Origin of the sequence: Moraxella sp. K127, assembly GCF_015223095.1 — a bacterium.
Classification (GTDB): domain Bacteria; phylum Pseudomonadota; class Gammaproteobacteria; order Pseudomonadales; family Moraxellaceae; genus Moraxella.
Genome location: NZ_JADFBZ010000019.1, coordinates 16,891 through 33,387, shown reverse-complemented (window position 1 = coordinate 33,387; position 16,497 = coordinate 16,891). Strand labels below are relative to the sequence as shown.

At 44.0% G+C, this 16,497-nt stretch carries 9 protein-coding genes; 3 read left to right on the top strand and 6 right to left on the bottom strand.

Annotated elements, in window-relative coordinates; genetic code table 11:
• The first annotated feature begins 65 nt into the window (after nucleotides 1-65).
• Both hutU and IM753_RS05820 read left to right on the top strand, forming a co-directional pair.
• Nucleotides 66-1,778 (top strand): urocanate hydratase, encoded by a 1,713-nt coding sequence (hutU, locus tag IM753_RS05825; RefSeq protein ID WP_194108874.1) that lies wholly within the window; start codon nucleotides 66-68, stop codon nucleotides 1,776-1,778.
• 98 nt (nucleotides 1,779-1,876) lie between these two features.
• Nucleotides 1,877-3,181, top strand: a complete 1,305-nt coding sequence (locus tag IM753_RS05820; RefSeq protein ID WP_065257001.1) for a YjiH family protein — start codon at nucleotides 1,877-1,879, stop codon at nucleotides 3,179-3,181.
• A 66-nt stretch (nucleotides 3,182-3,247) separates the two neighbouring features.
• Here IM753_RS05820 and IM753_RS05815 read toward each other — a convergent pair whose 3' ends face one another.
• From IM753_RS05815 to IM753_RS05790, 6 genes are all read right to left on the bottom strand, one after another.
• Nucleotides 3,248-7,015: a DUF4132 domain-containing protein gene (locus IM753_RS05815; RefSeq protein WP_065257000.1), complete on the bottom strand. Its 3,768-nt coding sequence runs from the start codon at nucleotides 7,013-7,015 to the stop codon at nucleotides 3,248-3,250.
• Nucleotides 7,016-7,249: 234 nt separating this feature from the next.
• Nucleotides 7,250-9,409 carry an SWIM zinc finger family protein gene (locus tag IM753_RS05810; RefSeq protein WP_065256998.1) on the bottom strand — a complete coding sequence of 720 codons (2,160 nt, stop codon included), beginning with the start codon at nucleotides 9,407-9,409 and terminating at the stop codon, nucleotides 7,250-7,252.
• Nucleotides 9,410-9,430: 21 nt separating this feature from the next.
• Nucleotides 9,431-10,624 (bottom strand): VWA domain-containing protein, encoded by a 1,194-nt coding sequence (locus IM753_RS05805; RefSeq protein ID WP_194108873.1) that lies wholly within the window; start codon nucleotides 10,622-10,624, stop codon nucleotides 9,431-9,433.
• Nucleotides 10,625-10,636: 12 nt separating this feature from the next.
• Complete coding sequence (locus IM753_RS05800; RefSeq protein ID WP_194108872.1) at nucleotides 10,637-13,162, bottom strand: DUF5682 family protein; 2,526 nt, start codon at nucleotides 13,160-13,162, stop codon at nucleotides 10,637-10,639.
• An 88-nt stretch (nucleotides 13,163-13,250) separates the two neighbouring features.
• Nucleotides 13,251-14,363 carry an AAA family ATPase gene (locus tag IM753_RS05795; RefSeq protein WP_065256996.1) on the bottom strand — a complete coding sequence of 371 codons (1,113 nt, stop codon included), beginning with the start codon at nucleotides 14,361-14,363 and terminating at the stop codon, nucleotides 13,251-13,253.
• A 64-nt stretch (nucleotides 14,364-14,427) separates the two neighbouring features.
• Nucleotides 14,428-14,733, bottom strand: a complete 306-nt coding sequence (locus IM753_RS05790) for a hypothetical protein (protein ID WP_065256995.1) — start codon at nucleotides 14,731-14,733, stop codon at nucleotides 14,428-14,430.
• Between the two features lie 203 nt (nucleotides 14,734-14,936).
• Here IM753_RS05790 and hutH point away from each other — a divergent pair, with 203 nt between their 5' ends.
• Nucleotides 14,937-16,496: a histidine ammonia-lyase gene (gene hutH, locus IM753_RS05785; protein WP_194108871.1), complete on the top strand. Its 1,560-nt coding sequence runs from the start codon at nucleotides 14,937-14,939 to the stop codon at nucleotides 16,494-16,496.
• The last annotated feature ends 1 nt before the right edge of the window (nucleotide 16,497 follow it).

The following is a 16,497-nucleotide window of genomic DNA, read 5'->3' as shown; positions in this document are numbered from 1 at the left end:
TGTATAGACAAATTTGAATTTGACTCAGTCATTCACAAGACACCCCAAAAAAATAAGGAACGCATATGAGCAACTTTACTCGCACCGACACAAGCCGTGTCATCAAAGCCCCTACAGGTACAGAGCTTACCTGCAAAAGCTGGCTGACCGAAGCCCCTTACCGCATGATTCAAAATAACCTACACCCCGATGTAGCCGAAAACCCCCAAAGCCTTGTGGTCTATGGCGGTATTGGGCGTGCTGCTCGCAACTGGGAGTGCTATGACCAAATTTTGGCAAGCCTAAAAGAGCTTGAAGTCAATCAAACCTTGCTAATCCAATCAGGCAAACCCGTTGGCGTGTTCAACACCCACAAAAACGCCCCCCGAGTGCTGATTGCCAACTCAAACCTTGTGCCAAAATGGGCAACGTGGGAGCATTTTAATGAGCTTGACCGCAAAGATTTGTTCATGTACGGACAGATGACCGCAGGGAGCTGGATTTATATTGGCACGCAAGGCATCGTGCAGGGGACTTATGAAACCTTTGCCGAAGCGGGTCGTCAGCACTTTGGCAATGACAAGGACAAATCCACCGACAACTGGAGGGGTCGCTGGATTTTGACCGCAGGACTTGGCGGTATGGGTGGAGCCCAGCCACTGGCTGCCACTTTTGCAGGGGCGGTGAGTCTCAACATCGAGTGCCAGCAGTCAAGCATTGATTTTCGTCTGCGGACAGGCTATGTGGATAAGCAGGCTCGTGATTTAGACCACGCTTATGAGCTTATCAAAGAACATACCGCCAAGGGTGAGGCGGTGTCGATTGCACTTTTGGGCAATGCTGCTGAGATTTTGCCACAGATTGTTGAGCGTGCCAAAAATGGCGACATCAAGCCTGATTTTGTTACCGACCAAACGTCCGCTCATGACTTGATTAACGGCTATTTGCCGATGGGCTGGACGGTGGATGAGTGGAAATCCGCCCAACAAGACCCAAGCCAGCACGACAAGCTCACCAAAGATGCTGCCAAGTCCTGTGCTGTTCATGTGCAAGCCATGCTTGATTTGCAAGCGATGGGCGTGCCTGCTACCGACTATGGCAACAACATTCGCCAAGTTGCCTTTGATGAAGGGGTAAAAAACGCCTTTGATTTCCCCGGCTTTGTTCCTGCCTATATTCGCCCCTTATTTTGTCAAGGTAAAGGGCCTTTTCGCTGGGTGGCACTGTCTGGCGACCCAGAAGACATCTACAAAACCGACCAAAAAATCAAAGAGCTGTTCCCCGATAACACCCACGTTCACAACTGGCTTGATATGGCAAAAGACCGCATTCACTTTCAGGGCTTACCTGCTCGTATCTGCTGGCTTGGCTTGGGCGAGCGTGATAAGGCAGGGCTTGCCTTTAATGAAATGGTCAAAAATGGCGAACTAAAAGCTCCCATCGTCATCGGGCGAGACCACCTAGACACAGGCTCTGTGGCAAGTCCCAACCGTGAAACCGAATCCATGAAAGACGGCACCGATGCGGTGTCCGACTGGGCGTTGTTAAATGGTATGCTCAATGTCGCAGGCGGGGCAACGTGGGTAAGTTTGCACCACGGTGGCGGTGTTGGCATGGGCTACAGTCAGCACTCGGGCATGGTGATTGTGGCGGATGGCACAGACGAAGCTGGTGAACGCCTTGCCAATGTGCTTGTCAATGACTGTGGCAGTGGGGTTATGAGACACGCTGATGCAGGCTATGAACTTGCCATCGAAACCGCCAAAAATTATGGGCTAAATTTGCCGATGGTTAAATAGCTTTTGGTGATTTAAAAGCTATAATTAAAAAACAAGTCATTGGCAATAGTCGATGGCTTGTTTTGTTTTTAGGTTGTAAGATGAATTAAGGATAATGTATGACAACACAAAATCGCATGGCACTTGCCAAACTTATCGGTTTTAGCTTGCTTGGGATATTTTTGTTTTTTGTGCCGATTGACATCGGTGGCAAAAACACCATCGCTTTTGACCACATGGCAAGTTATTTAGTCAAAGAGCAAAGAAGTTTTGCCATTGTCTTATTATTTGGCTTGATGATATATGGCATTATCAAGCCTATTAGGGATAAATCATTTAACGCCAATCTAACCAATAAAATCTTAACCGTCTTAAAGGTGGTAGGGTTTGTGCTGGCGTGCCTTTATGTTACCAATACCGCCCCTGCCAGTCTGATGGCAAAAGATATGTTGCCTTTTTTGTTTGACAAACTTGCCTTGCCTGTGGGTATGATTGTGCCGATTGGGGCGGTCATGCTGTCGTTTTTGTTGGGATTTGGTTTGCTTGAAATGGTTGGCGTACTCATGCAACCTGTCATGAAACCGATATTTAAAACATCGGGCAAATCCGCCATTGATGCGGTGGCGTCTTTTGTGGGTAGTTATTCGGTGGGGCTTTTGATTACTGATAGGGTCTATCAGCAAGGGGCGTATTCTGCCAAAGAAGCGGTTATCATCGCCACAGGATTTTCGACCGTATCCACCGCCTTTATGGTGATTGTCGCCAAGACATTGGAGCTTATGCCGTTTTGGGGTGTGTATTTTTGGTCGTGTCTTTTTATCACATTTTTGGTAACGGCAATCACGGCACGCATTCCGCCCATTAGCCGATTTAACGATGAAAAACGCATTGCCGATGATGACAAATTAACCGCCCCACGCCTAAAAGTCGCCATTGATACAGGCATTCACACTGCCAAAAATGCCCCAAGCCTGCCCACATTGCTTTGGCAAAATTTTAAAGATGGTATCAATATGGCATCTGCCATCGTGTCATCCATCATCGCCATTGGTTTGATTGGACTGTTATTAGAAAAGTACACACCTGTTTTTGATATTTTGGGTGTGGTGCTGTATCCCTTTACGCTCATTGGTGGACTGCCTGAGCCGATGACATCAGCAAAAGGCATCTCGTCAGGGCTGGCAGAGATGTTCTTGCCTGCCTTACTGCTTGCCAACACTGATATTTTGACTCGTTATGTAACAGCGGTGGTGTCGGTGTCGGGCATTATCTTCTTTTCGGCAATGATACCTTGTGTGCTTGCCACCAAAATTCCGCTTAGCATTGGCAAAATGGTGCTTGTATGGCTGATTCGTGTGGCGTTGTCGATTGTGCTGGCAGGGTGGTTTGGGCAATTTGCCATGATGATGGGCTGGCTTGGCTAGCACGTTTTGGCGATGGTGTTAATAAAAATAGGCTATCAGATAGCCTATTTATCGCCTAGCCCACCCTTACCACGGTGTCTTTTTCTCCCACTCTTTGTCATAGCCTTGGGTTTTTTGGGCTAGGGCGTGATAATCGGCAAAGCACTCCGCCAATAGTACAGGCGGTACTTCGCTTAGGGACTTACTAGGTTTGTTCCATGAGCGGACGGTAGTATCCTCAAAATACAGCCCATACACCACCGCAGGCAGGTTCTCCTCAGGTACATAACTGCCACTAAATGAGATAACCGCCGACAAACCCACGCTATCAAATGGCTTATAATAGCTATCAAACGACCCACCGTCCTCAATGCTCGCTCGCACATAGCCCATCTTGGTAACCACCCCACGCAAGGTATAGGTATCTGTCAGATAGCCTTTGTAGGTGTTAATCTCGGCATCGGTGCAGGCTTGTTCTGGGTGGTCGGGAGCCGATAACAAGTCAGGCAGGGCGCGCGTCATCTGTTCAAACAAGAACGCCACTTTATAATCCTCAAAATGCTCACGCCATGCCATCGCTGTCTCGTCATCAAGCAAGACACGGTGAGCGACTTTGATGTGGCTGTTCTCTTGTAGCGTGATTTCATCATCATCTAGGTTGAGTAATGCCCCATCCTCGGCAGGGCGAAACGACTGAATGACGTTGCCATCATTATCCACTTCAAGCCATACCAGCCGTGCAATGAGCCTTTTCATTAAGGGGTGGGTTGCCAGATATTCTTGCCAGTCGCCACTTGTCCACGAACGCTCGGCACACATCGCCTCATATAAGCGAACGCTTTGTAGGTCTAGCACTTGCTTATACTCTTTTTTGGCGGTGCTAAACAGGGCTTTGGCTTCTTTGATGGCAGTTTTGTCATCGTCGGCTTTGGCGGTGGGCAGGGCTTTGATGACTTTGCCGTCCTCATTTTTTAGGACGAATTTGTCTTTGTCGTCAATATACGCCATAAGATTGCGACTGCCATAGTCAATACGCAAAATCCCATCATCGTCAAACCCTGCAGTCGGTATCGTGCGGTCAGCTAGCTCGTCTGCCGTCCAGCCGTTGCGTTCGGCAATCTCATTTACCAAGCGTTTGGCAAGCTCTTGAATGCTCGCCATCTTATAGCGTCTGGATATGCCAAGCAGTAGCTGAATGACAAGCGGGTCATCACTTGTAGCAAAGCTACTTAGCATCGCCTCCACTTGGCTACGGCGAGTGTAGTGGTTTTTCATGAAGTCTTGGGCGATTTTTACCGCCGTTGCCCCTTGGGTTTTGGCACTTAGGGCCAATATGCCTTTGGACTTGATGGCACTGCCCAGATATATCGCCATGTGTTCACGGATTATCTCGGCTTTGACACTCTCCAACGTTGCATTGGCGTAACTGGTATAATATTCAGGATGTTGCTTGTACCAATACTGATAATTTTTAAGACGGCTCTCTCCTTCTTTGTCGGCAAGGGCGGTCGCCTCGTCTAGGCTTGGGTGCTTGGTGTCCTCGGCAATAAAGGCTTGGAGCAGATGGAGCGACAACGCTTTTTGGCTTTTGTCATCAAGCAGTTCCAAATAGCGGACAAACAAGGCATTAGGCTTGGGGTCTTTTAGTTTTTCGGCAAGGACAACCCACCATTTGATGATGTCGGCATGGACTTCTTTGCCATTTTGCCAATAAACCGTGGGCAAGGTATCAAAATCAAACCACGCCAAAGACGATGACAGCTTGGCGGTCAGTCCTTTTTGAGCGTCTTTTAAGAGAGCTTTTGGGTCAAGGTATTTGCTGATGTCCTCGCCCAAGGCTTCAAGAGCGGTCAAAATCTCAGCGATGACGACCTCTTTTTTCTCTTTTTTGAGTAAATCGTACAAAGGCTTGATGGCAGATTTGTCGTCCAAGCGAGTCAGCCAGCGAATGGCAGTGATACGAATGTCTTGCTTGCCACTCTCCAACGCTTCTATGGCAAGCGAAACGGTGTTGGGCAAATGGCTTGCCAGCAGGTCTTGGGCATCATGACGTAAGGTTTTTTGCTCGCCCAAAGCCAGCTCCAACAAGGGAGCGATGAACATCTTGGGCAGGCGTGGGAATTGTTTGAGCAGAGTTATCGCCTGCTGTGGCGTAAAGGCGTAGTAATGGCTATCGGCTTGGCTTGGTAGCAGTCCAAAGGCTTCTTGCACATACTCGATATTTTCAACAAAAAACGGATAGACCTTGGCAGGCTCGTTGATGTATTCAGACAGCGAATGACTAAGATAGCCATCAGCAATCACACGTTTGGGGTCTTCTATGCCTGCTTTACCCAAGAGATAAGCAAGCTGTCTTAGCTCCACGTCCTGCCAATACTCAGGCTTTGAGTGGGTATTAAAAACCTCATACCAATTTATCCAAGAATAATGTGGGTGTATGCTAATCAAAATGGCATGATATAACCCATACTCAGGATAAGCCATAAAGGATTTATCTGTGTTTAATATCTCAGACAAATACTGGCGATTAAAGCCCTTGTCTGAGCCTGTGCCTTGTAGGTAGGCGGCAGCTTTTTTGACAAAATTGTCTTTGTTGGTTTTGTTAAATCTTTTTAAGTCGTCTTGTCGCCATGTGCTTTTATAAAAATTCTTATCGCCTTTGTGGGCTTCGTTGTAGGCGATTTCTTCTTCGGCAAACTGTTCGTATAGTTTTTTAACGATGTCGAAGTTTGTGGCGATGAGCGTGGCTATCTGGTCGGGTAATGTGCCAATCACAGGCTCTACCATGGTTTCAAGCGGAATGTCATCATCATCCACGGATTGCACCGTATCAAGGCGAGACAAGGCGGACGTGATGGCGGATTGTACGGATTTGGTTTTTTCATTTGTTAGGGCTTGCTCCAAGATGGGGCGAGCCGTCTCGCCCATTCGTGCCAAATAGTCGGCAGAGTTGGCTCGCTGTTTGCTGTCGCCATTGATAAGATAATGCGACAGATGTTCGCCCAGTAGGTCATCGGGCAACGTGGCAAGCAAAGGCGTGGCAAGCTCTTTGATACTCTTAGAGCCAGACAGGGCAAGGGCGGTGATGAGCATGGCAAGGGGCGCTGTGGCTTTGGCAGGTTTGAGATAAGCCAAAAACACCGTCTGCCCACGCACTGACAATGTGGGAATAAATGCGGTAGCAATACTGGCATTGTCAGCGATAAACTCATCAAAATCAGGCAGTTGGCAGACGTGAAGCATATCATCATCGTACCAGTAGCTATAATCGCCCTTACGCTCAAAAAACGCCCCCAAAATTATCCTAACCGCCTGCTCATGCTCATGCCCGTCCAAGATGAGTAAGTTGATGAGATTGGCAAGTGTCCACGATTTACGGCTTGCTAGTGAGCCAGACGAATTTGTGGTGCGAAACGCATCTGAGATAAGATAACTAAACCACAGTGGCACATCATCATGAAACTTAGGATTGGTTTGCTCGCAGGTGATGGCAACCATGCTTTTGGCGTAGCGGATAATCTGCTCGCCTGTCAGTCGCTCAAACAGATGGTTGTAGAGTATACCACGAGCAGTTACACCCACTCGCACGTCTTTTTTTACATCTTTTTTAAAACTGTTATGAGAAGAGTGATAGCCATACTTTGCCATATTGCCATAAAGTTGTGTGCCTTTGTCGTTATTGTATCCGTGCAATGTCAATAACAGTTCAGGCTTTTCTCCTGTCAAAATATAACCAAGCAACTCATTCTCGTGTGTCTCGTCAATATGAGAGATGGGGCGAGCGTATTGGGTCAGTAGGGTATAGGTCTTATCCTGTAATTCATGGGCTGGTAGATGATGTCTAAGTGTGGTCATGGTATGTCCTTACAAAAATGATAGGGATTATCATATAACAAATAAAGGGAAATGTATAGGTGTTTTTTGGGATTGGTTGTGGTACAAATGGACATTGGTTAAAAAAGCAATTTTTATAATAAGGGCGTGTAGGGGGCGAATTACATTCTCTCAAAAATCAATATTTTTTACAAAGGACAAATTGTAATTTTTCTTTACAAATTTATCCATAGATATGACTCATTAACAATATCTTTAATCGCTCTCGTAATCACTCTCGCCATCAACAATCGGTAATGCCAAACGTTGTAATTGCAACAGTCCAATCAAATACCGAAGTCTTAATAATTTGTCCTTATTGCCATCATGCTGGCACATATCTTTTATGGCGTGATGGATAATATCTATGCCCATATTGTAAAAATACACCCCAAGCGATGTTAAGGTGTCTTTGTCATCTTGACTAATATGGCGACCTGTATTGGCATAAAAATTGATGATGGATAAGGTCTGATTAACAGCGATTGTCAAATTGTCGCTGTTAATGGGCGTATGACGAGATTTTTGTTTTTGTGCTAATAGATTGGCAATTCTGCCTGATAAATTATCTAGGTATTTTTGTTTTTGTTTGGCATAAGGCACATAATCAAAATCCAAATTAAACACATAAATACCAGACGGCTCGCTGATGATTAATGCCACAGGCAAAAAACTTGCTTCATTGTCTTGTATTTGTACTTTGGTTAATATCGACACAATCTGATGAAACTTTGCCCAAAAGCCAAAGTTTTTTAGTCTTTTTTCAAACAAAGGCGATACAGGCAACGTTAGGGTTAATTGGCGGTTGTTTTTATCGCTGATTTGACAAAAAAACTGCTGGTTAATCTCATCAAGTTCTATCTCGCTAACATCGCTGGGGTGCAATAACAGATAATTGGGATAAGTCAAAAAAAGCCGTGAATCAGGACGAATTAGCCCAATTATCTCTTGCCAATCATCTATACCTTTGGCATTATCCAAAAAGGCTTGAACGGATAAGGATTTTAATTCGCCAAGTTCACGATAACGGGTCAGCTCACTTGGACTAAGTGTGCCATTATCGGCTATTTTGGCATGAGTTAGGCTGATGATATGCCGACTTAGATAGTCAATGGACGCTCCCCAAATGCCCGTTTGATAGGCAGAATGACTGGTAAAAGTGGTATCTAGGGCATTGGCACGTCCATTGGTAACGCTTTTTAATTCATTGTTGTCGCAATCCCAAAAACAAAAATCCACCCCCCTAGCCCCTGTTTTGTTTTGCCACCATGTACCGCCCAAAGGAATAAGTTTGTTAATGCCAATCTCGTCATAGTCTTTGATGACTTTGCCACGAAGTTTGTCAATCTGTTCTTGATTTTTGGCGTGATGGCTGTTAATAAAACTTTGTAGATAATGATATAAAAAAGCAAGTTCATCGAATATCATGCTTTCTTTGATATGAATGTCATCAGTTAATAAATCCATCATCGCTCCATATACTCGGCGAATGATACCAGCAAGGCGTGGCATTTGATGAGTGCGTGCTTGTAGGTTAAATAAATGCAAAGACAGCACAGATTCTTTGGCTATGTGTGATATGCCTTGTTTCAAAAAATTGATACAAAGCTGTTTTAATTCTTTGATAAATGCCAATTCATCATCGCTTAATTCAAAACTGGCTTGTATCACGATATTGACATCATCTGTCCATTGCCAAGGGGCGTTATTCATGGTAAACAAACTTGCAATGATTGCCAGATGATAGGCGGTTTTTTGTTTGTCGGGTAATTGTGATACCATACCTGACAATGACAATCCATTAAAATAATAAACGGACGTATCAAGATGGGTTAATGTGATGGTAAGTTTGTTATTTGTCTCTATAACGGATACGACATTGTCTTTTATTAAATCATCATAAAGCGTATGGGCTAGTATTCGCTCAGATTTTTTGACGGATTTTTGTAATAAAATAGGGTCAAGCGTTAATAAGTCTTGTAAGGCGGATAATGACTCTGTTGGGGTTTTTTTATCGGTGGTTTTTTGCTTAGGTTTGCTATTTTTGGTATTATTGTCAGTATTATCTTTTTTGGTGTTATTGTTGTCTTTGTCGTTATCTTTGTTATTGTCTTTGGTATCAAGATTGGCGTAATTTTTTTGAAAAAATAAAATACTTGCCAAAATATGCTTACAACACTCATGACTTGGACAGGTGCAAGTGGCTTTTTGAATGCCGTCATTGGACAGTTGCACCACAAAACTTTCTGTCTCAAAAGTCATGGTATCTATATCAACACATACCACATCATCAATGGTTTTTTTGGCACGTCTGACAAGCCCCATATTGGCAAATGTGGCTAAGGTGTCATCATCATAACTTAAATAAATGCTCATGGGGTTTCCTTATTCTAACAATCAATTCATCACATCGCCAAGCCATGTTGCCAAATGCTCAGGTGTCATTGCCCCAATATTCATACCACGACTTGATAATTCATTTGCCACATAAGGGTCATAGCAGGGATTGGCATTATTATCCAAAGCGGCAAGCCCTAATAATTTTGTGCCTTGTTCATTGAGTTTTGAGATGGATTTATAAAGATGAGCCAATGAACCACCTTCTTCAAAATCACTAATCACAATCAAAATACTTCGGCGTGGGTTGGTTATTTTTTTGGCACAATAATCAATGGCTTGTCCAATAAGCGTACCCCCGCCCAATTGAATGGTTAATAGCACCTCCACAGGGTCGTGTGCCATATGCGACAAATCCACAACTTGGGTATCAAATACCACCAAATGCGTTGCCACAGATGGCAGACTTGCCAATATGCTGGCACAAACAGACGCATACATGATAGAATCAGACATCGAGCCACTTTGGTCAACGCATAATATCACTTCCCATTCAAGGTGTTTTTGTACACGGCTATTAAAAAAAGTGCGTTCTATAATGAGCTGTCCACTATCGGGATTGTAGTTTTTTAGATTATGACGAATGGTTTTTTTATAATCAAAATTTTGGGAGTGTTTGATAAGCGAATAAGAAAAACGGTTACGTCTGCCTGATAACTCTTGAATAAAGTTTGGGCGTATTTTTTGCATAATCTCTTGCACGACTTTGCCAATTAGCTCTTTAATGGCTTCTTTGGTTTCTTGATTAAGATGACCCCGAAGTGATAATAAGGCTTTGGCAGTGGCAGGATTGGGTTCTAGTGCTTTGATGTTTTCTGCTTTTTTTAGAATATCCGTCATCTGATAGCGTTCTAGGGCGTGATTTTGCATACGCTCAAAGGTTGATTTTGGAAAGAGCTTGCGACTTTGGTTGAGCCAATTGATGGCGGACAGTTGCGATGATTCCAAACCGCCTCCAATACCATTTTGGCGATTGCCTTGTTTTATGCCTCGTCTTTGATATTCGTGGCGATACAGATAATCCAAGCACCGCTCCAATTTTAATTCACCGGCGGATAAATTGGCATTATTCAAAGCGTCATCGGCATATCGCCCAAGAATCAATCGCCAACGTCTGGCATTATCATAATCGGCAGTATCACAATCGCTTGTGTTGATGGTGTCGTCTGATATGGTGTGTGGGGTGTCTGTCATTATTTTTCCTAATTATAAAAAGTCATTTTTTAATAAGCAACGCATTTTTTCATTAAGAGAAATGCCATAGAGCATATCATTTTGGTTAATGGATAAATCCACGGCAATAAGCTCATCACTGTCGTCAATTAAAGTCTTTTTGGCAATGATATTGGCAATCTCTTTGCTTTGGCGTGGGGTTAATGTGCTAAATATAAAACGCAAATCGGGCAATATGCTCAAAAACAGCTCATTATCCCAGCTTTTGATAAGCTCATACAACGCCCCAATAGCCACAGGCGAGCCGATAAAGTATTCAGGAGCGACTTGAAACATCCCTTGTAAATACGCCACAGAATCAGCAGGCAATGTGCCAATGGCAAAGGCTTTGTTAATGGCATTTTGTAATTGCGTGTCATCAATTTTATTATCCAAATACGCCAGCGTTTGTAATGCCCCTGCCAATGAATGCAGTTCAAGTTTCATAAATTCATCGTGTGATAATTTATGATAAAACAGTTGCAAATAATCATCAGGCATATCAAAATAAATGGCGGTATTTTTGATAAGTTTATTTAGGGCAATCATACGACCAAGATTATCATCCATATGCTCAGGCGTGGTATCATACAGCGTATGCAGATAATAACAGCTTTGGCGAATGCCCAATAAGATATTTGCCTTTAATTCATCGCCATTTATGTCAATCAGTTGTCTTGCTTGATATAAATAAAATAACTGCCCAGTTGCTCCAATGAGCGATGACAAATTACTGTCGTTATTTAGGTGCGTTGTTAATTCGTGTGTTAATTCATTGATGGCTTTATGCAAGCCCATTTTGCACGCTTGGGCGAATAGTTCGGCGGTATGATGAGCTGATGGTAACTGCCCGTCTTTTTGTAAGGCTTGTTTTTGAATGAGCAGTTTATTGATTGCTAATTGGGATAAATCATTGCCCATTTCAGATAATTCAATCAATCGTGCTTCAACGCTGGGTGTCCACGCATATTGCCATTCTTCAAACAATAAATCCAAATTGACCCCACGAATAAAATCCGCCCCCGAGACAAATTGCCCAAATCCAACCTCCAAAAATAACAACAAATGCAAAAACTGGCTAATCTTTCTATGTAGGGGTTTTCTATATGTGTCTAATTTGCGAGTTTTGGTTAGTGTATCGTCTAGTTTAAAACGAAATGCTTGGGCGGTTGCATGGGTGTTTTGTAATAAAGCAGGGCTTTTTTGGGTTTTGGCGACTTGTCCTAATTGATTGCCACTTAGATAATCAAAAACCACTTGCCATAAATACGCCTGACCGTCATCTAAGTCGCCTTTGATAAGAGCAGTTGTTATGCCATCAATCAAATCATAACGGCTTGGATAATAATGCCCCCTTAGTAGGGATAATCCCGTGGCAATCTCCAACGTATGTTTTGTGGCGATAAAGGGATTGATTTCCAAGGCTTGTTTGTCATTTAGATGGTGGCATAATAAAGACACATAATCATAAAAATACTGTATCGCCAAATCGTTATTATCAGAAGTATCTTGGTTTTTATTATCGTCCGCATGGGATAATAAATACTGCCAATAATACTGATAATAGGCAGGCGATGGCATACCAGAAGCATAGCCATTTAGGGCATTTAATCTATCAAAACTATAACGAATAAGCCATGAATTTTCTTCATAAGTGCTATTTATGGCATAGGGGGTAATGGGCGTATTATTAAAATGCTTATGCAAGTTTTCAATAAGACTTAGGGTATGAAATCCGCCTGTAATAATCAAAAGTTTGTTATCATTTTTGATATGGGGCAATATCTTTTGAATCATGCAGTATTCACGGTGAAGTGAGCCTTCTTGATATAGCACTTCTTCTTCATAATCCAATCTGGCAAGAGCACACCATGTAAATACATCATTAAAAAAATCTTTGGGCGATAGGGTATTGGGCTGTCTTAATTCAAATAAATGCTCCCATAAATCATCGTGGTCTTTGCAATGCAATTTTTTGGCAAGGGTTTTGATATAGGTGCTGTGTGCCAAATACCGCTCTTGCATTAGGCTTTTTTGATGGGTTTGTTTGTCGGCTTGGCTGTCAAATTCACTTTGGCTTGCCCAGTCCAAATCAATAAATTGACATTGGCTATTTATTTTTTTGCCTTCTTGTAAGGCTATCCATTCGGGCGAATATTCACAAAAAGGAAAAAAGGCAGAGTGAATGGTAGGGGCGGTATGTTCATCATCTTCTTGATTATTTTTGTTTGTTGTTTTTTGTTTGGCGACCGCTTGGGCGAATATGGCAACAGGAGGTTTGGTGTGATGGGTGGTTAAATCATCAATTAGTACATCAAAAGTATAAGGAGCTTCAATTAAAATATGCGTGGGAGCAAGGGCTTTGATATATGCCATCAATGCAAAACTGCACATGGGGCTGTGATGACGAATGGGAGCAAAATGGATATTCTGGTTTGCCAAAAAATCAAGCGAATCAAAGGCGTGAACCAGTCTTTTTGGGGTGGTTTTTGGTAATAAAGCAGAGTGGGTATTTTTCATGGCGTGACAAATGATTGGCGGATAAAAAATAAAGGTTAGGGCAAATAATTGCCCTAATAAATTAAATAAACAGATTTAAATGGATAAATTATTCAAATCCTTTACTGCCTTGATAAAACGCTTGCCAATCTTTGTCTTTTTTGCCACGCTCCTTGACAACCGTGTCTAAGTAATAGGATAATTTTTTGGCATCGTCTTTATTGTCCTTAAATACCACGCCTGCCAATTGCTCGGCGATATGATTGGCACTTAATTCGCCATTGCCCAAATAAATCGCCTGCAAACACGCACTATGGGCGATATTTACCGCTTCGGCACTACTCATTACGGCATTGGGGGTTTTTAGGCTTGCCCCCTCATGGCTTTGTCCTGTGCGTAATTCATTAAATACCGTTACCAAAATTTCAATGACGTTTTGATGAATTTTGACTTCTTTATATAAGTCTTTTAGTTCTTGTTTTAATTGGGTGTTGATAAGTTCTATTTCAAATTGGCGGTCTTTGATGGCTTTGACAGTTTCAAAATTAAAACGTCTTTTTAGGGCGGACGACATATCATGCACGCCCCTGTCTCTTAGGTTGGCAGTGGCGATGACATTAAAGCCAATCTGGGCTTCTAGGGCATAATCTTGCCCCATTTCTGGTATCATCATGCGTTTTTCGGACAACAGAGAAATCATCACGTCTTGAATCTCGGCAGGGCAACGGGTAATCTCTTCAAAGCGGGCGATTTTGCCGTGTTTCATGGCGTGATAGATGGGCGATGGGATAAGCGAACTCTCGCTTGGTCCTTGCGACAGCAGCAGGGCATAATTCCACGAATATTTGATGTGGTCTTCGGTCGTGCCTGCTGTGCCTTGTACGGTGTGATTGGAGTTGCCTGAGATGCCAGCACTCAAAAGCTCAGAGAGCATGGATTTGGCAGTGCCAGGTTCGCCTACGAGCATAAGTCCTTGCTTGCCCATGAGCGTTACCAAACTTCTGTCCACAAGGGCATCATCGCCATAGAATTTTTGGCTAATGCCAAGCTCATCATCGCCCAAAATAAACTTGCGTACCGCATGGGCGGACAGTTGCCAGCCTTGGGGTTTTGGGGCTTTGTCGGATTCTTTTAGGCGGTCAAGTTCGTGGGCGTATTTTTGTTCGGCACTTTGGCGAAGAATGGTGAGTGTGTCGGTGGCGGTGGTTTTTTTGCGTGGCATGAGCGTCCCTTAAAAAAGCAAATGATTGCCATTGTACTTATTTTAAGGGACGATTGCAAATGACTTATTCGTTATAAAAATCGTTCGCTTTAAACAAAACCACAAGCAAACTGGCATAACAAAAAATGCTAATGAGTGCCAAAAACATCAAGTTTACCGCACTCCGCTCAGGGCTTATCATGACTGCCAAAGGGTTGAAAGCACTTGCCATACTGCCCCAAAACAGATAATTGACAAACAGTTGCAGGATAAGCCCAATAAAGCAAATCCGCCCAACTAATCGCTCGACTTTGGTAGGGTTTTTTCTAACCAAATAAAACCCCGCCCCAAAAACCACGGCATAAATCAAAAACGAAAACAGATAAATCATGATAAGCCCCTTTTTTTTCACTATAATTACCTAATTTTTGTAAGTATTTATATCATAATTTAAATTTTTTGACTAGCGATAAATGCAGACACTTTGTGGGATAATTTTTTGTTTTGGGGCTTGCACTTGATGGAATTTCTTGTTATATTTGTATAGACAAATTTATCTTTTGTTTATTCATTTTATTTAAATAAGGACAGTTCATGAAACCCACCATTACCCTAACCCCACGCCATCTCACCTTTGGGCAGTTGCGTACCATTTACAACAGCCCCGTTACCATCAGCCTTGACTCATCGGCTTATGATGCCATCGAAAAGTCGCACCAAGCCGTGCAAGCGATTATCGCTCGTGATAAGCCTGCCTATGGCATCAATACAGGCTTTGGACTGCTTGCCAAGACTCGTATCCCCGACGATGAGCTTGAACTTTTGCAAAGAAATCTTATCCTAAGCCATTCGGTTGGCACAGGCGAGGCGTTACCTGCGGACGTGGTTCGCCTTATCATTGCCATGAAAGTGTCAAGCCTATCGCAAGGGGTGTCGGGTGTTCGCCGTGAAGTGGTGGACGCACTTATCAACCTTATCAATCATGACATCACGCCCATCATTCCCGCCAAAGGTTCGGTGGGAGCATCAGGCGACCTTGCCCCGTTGTCGCACATGACACTTGCGATTTTGGGCGAGGGCGATGTGTTGGTTCATGGTGAGCGTGTGTCCGCCAAAGATGCCCTTGCCAAGGCAGGACTGTCGCCCATCACGCTTGCTGCCAAAGAGGGTTTGGCACTTATCAACGGCACCCAAACGTCCACCGCCCTTGCCATTCGTGGCTATTTTATGGCGTGCGACCTATTGGCAAGTGCGACCGTAACGGGGGCGTTGTCGGTAGAGGCAGCTCGTGGAAATGATTCGCCCTTTGACCCACGCATTCACGAGGTGCGTGGACATCATGGGCAGATTGAGCTTGGCAAGACCTATAAGGCATTGCTTGAACATAGCGGATTTAGGGGCAAAAACCGTGGCGAGGCGGATTTGCGTGTACAAGACCCCTACTGCTTACGCTGTCAGCCCCAAGTGATGGGAGCGTGCCTTGACCTTATCAATCAAGCAGGTAAGACACTGCTCATCGAAGCCAATGCCGTAACCGACAATCCGCTTATCTTTGGCGATGATGAGCCTGTTGCCATCTCGGGCGGTAATTTTCATGCCGAGCCTGTCGCCTTTGCTGCCGACACCTTGGCACTTGCCATCAGCGAGATTGGCTCAATGAGCGAACGCCGTATTGCTCTGCTTATTGACAGTAGTTTGTCAGGACTGCCTGCGTTTTTGGTGCGTAATGCAGGCGTGAATTCTGGCTTTATGATTGCTCATGTTACCGCCGCCGCTTTGGTTAGCGAAAACAAATCACACGCCCACCCTGCATCGGTGGACAGCATTCCAACGTCTGCCAACCAAGAAGACCACGTCTCAATGGCGACCTATGCAGGGCGAAGATTGTTTGAGATGGCACACAATACCGCTGTCGTGGTTGGCATTGAACTGCTTGCTGCTGCCCAAGGCGTGGACATTCACAGCGAGGACTTGGGCTACAAGAGCGATAAGGTGCTAACGGACGTTCATGCCAAAGTGCATGCGAGCATTGCTCATTATGACAAAGACCGCTACTTTGCCCCTGATATTGAAAGTGCCAAACAGCTTGTCTTGTCGGGCGAATTGCTTGACGGTTGGGACGAGCTACGCCAAAACTGGTTTAGCAATGTGTAAT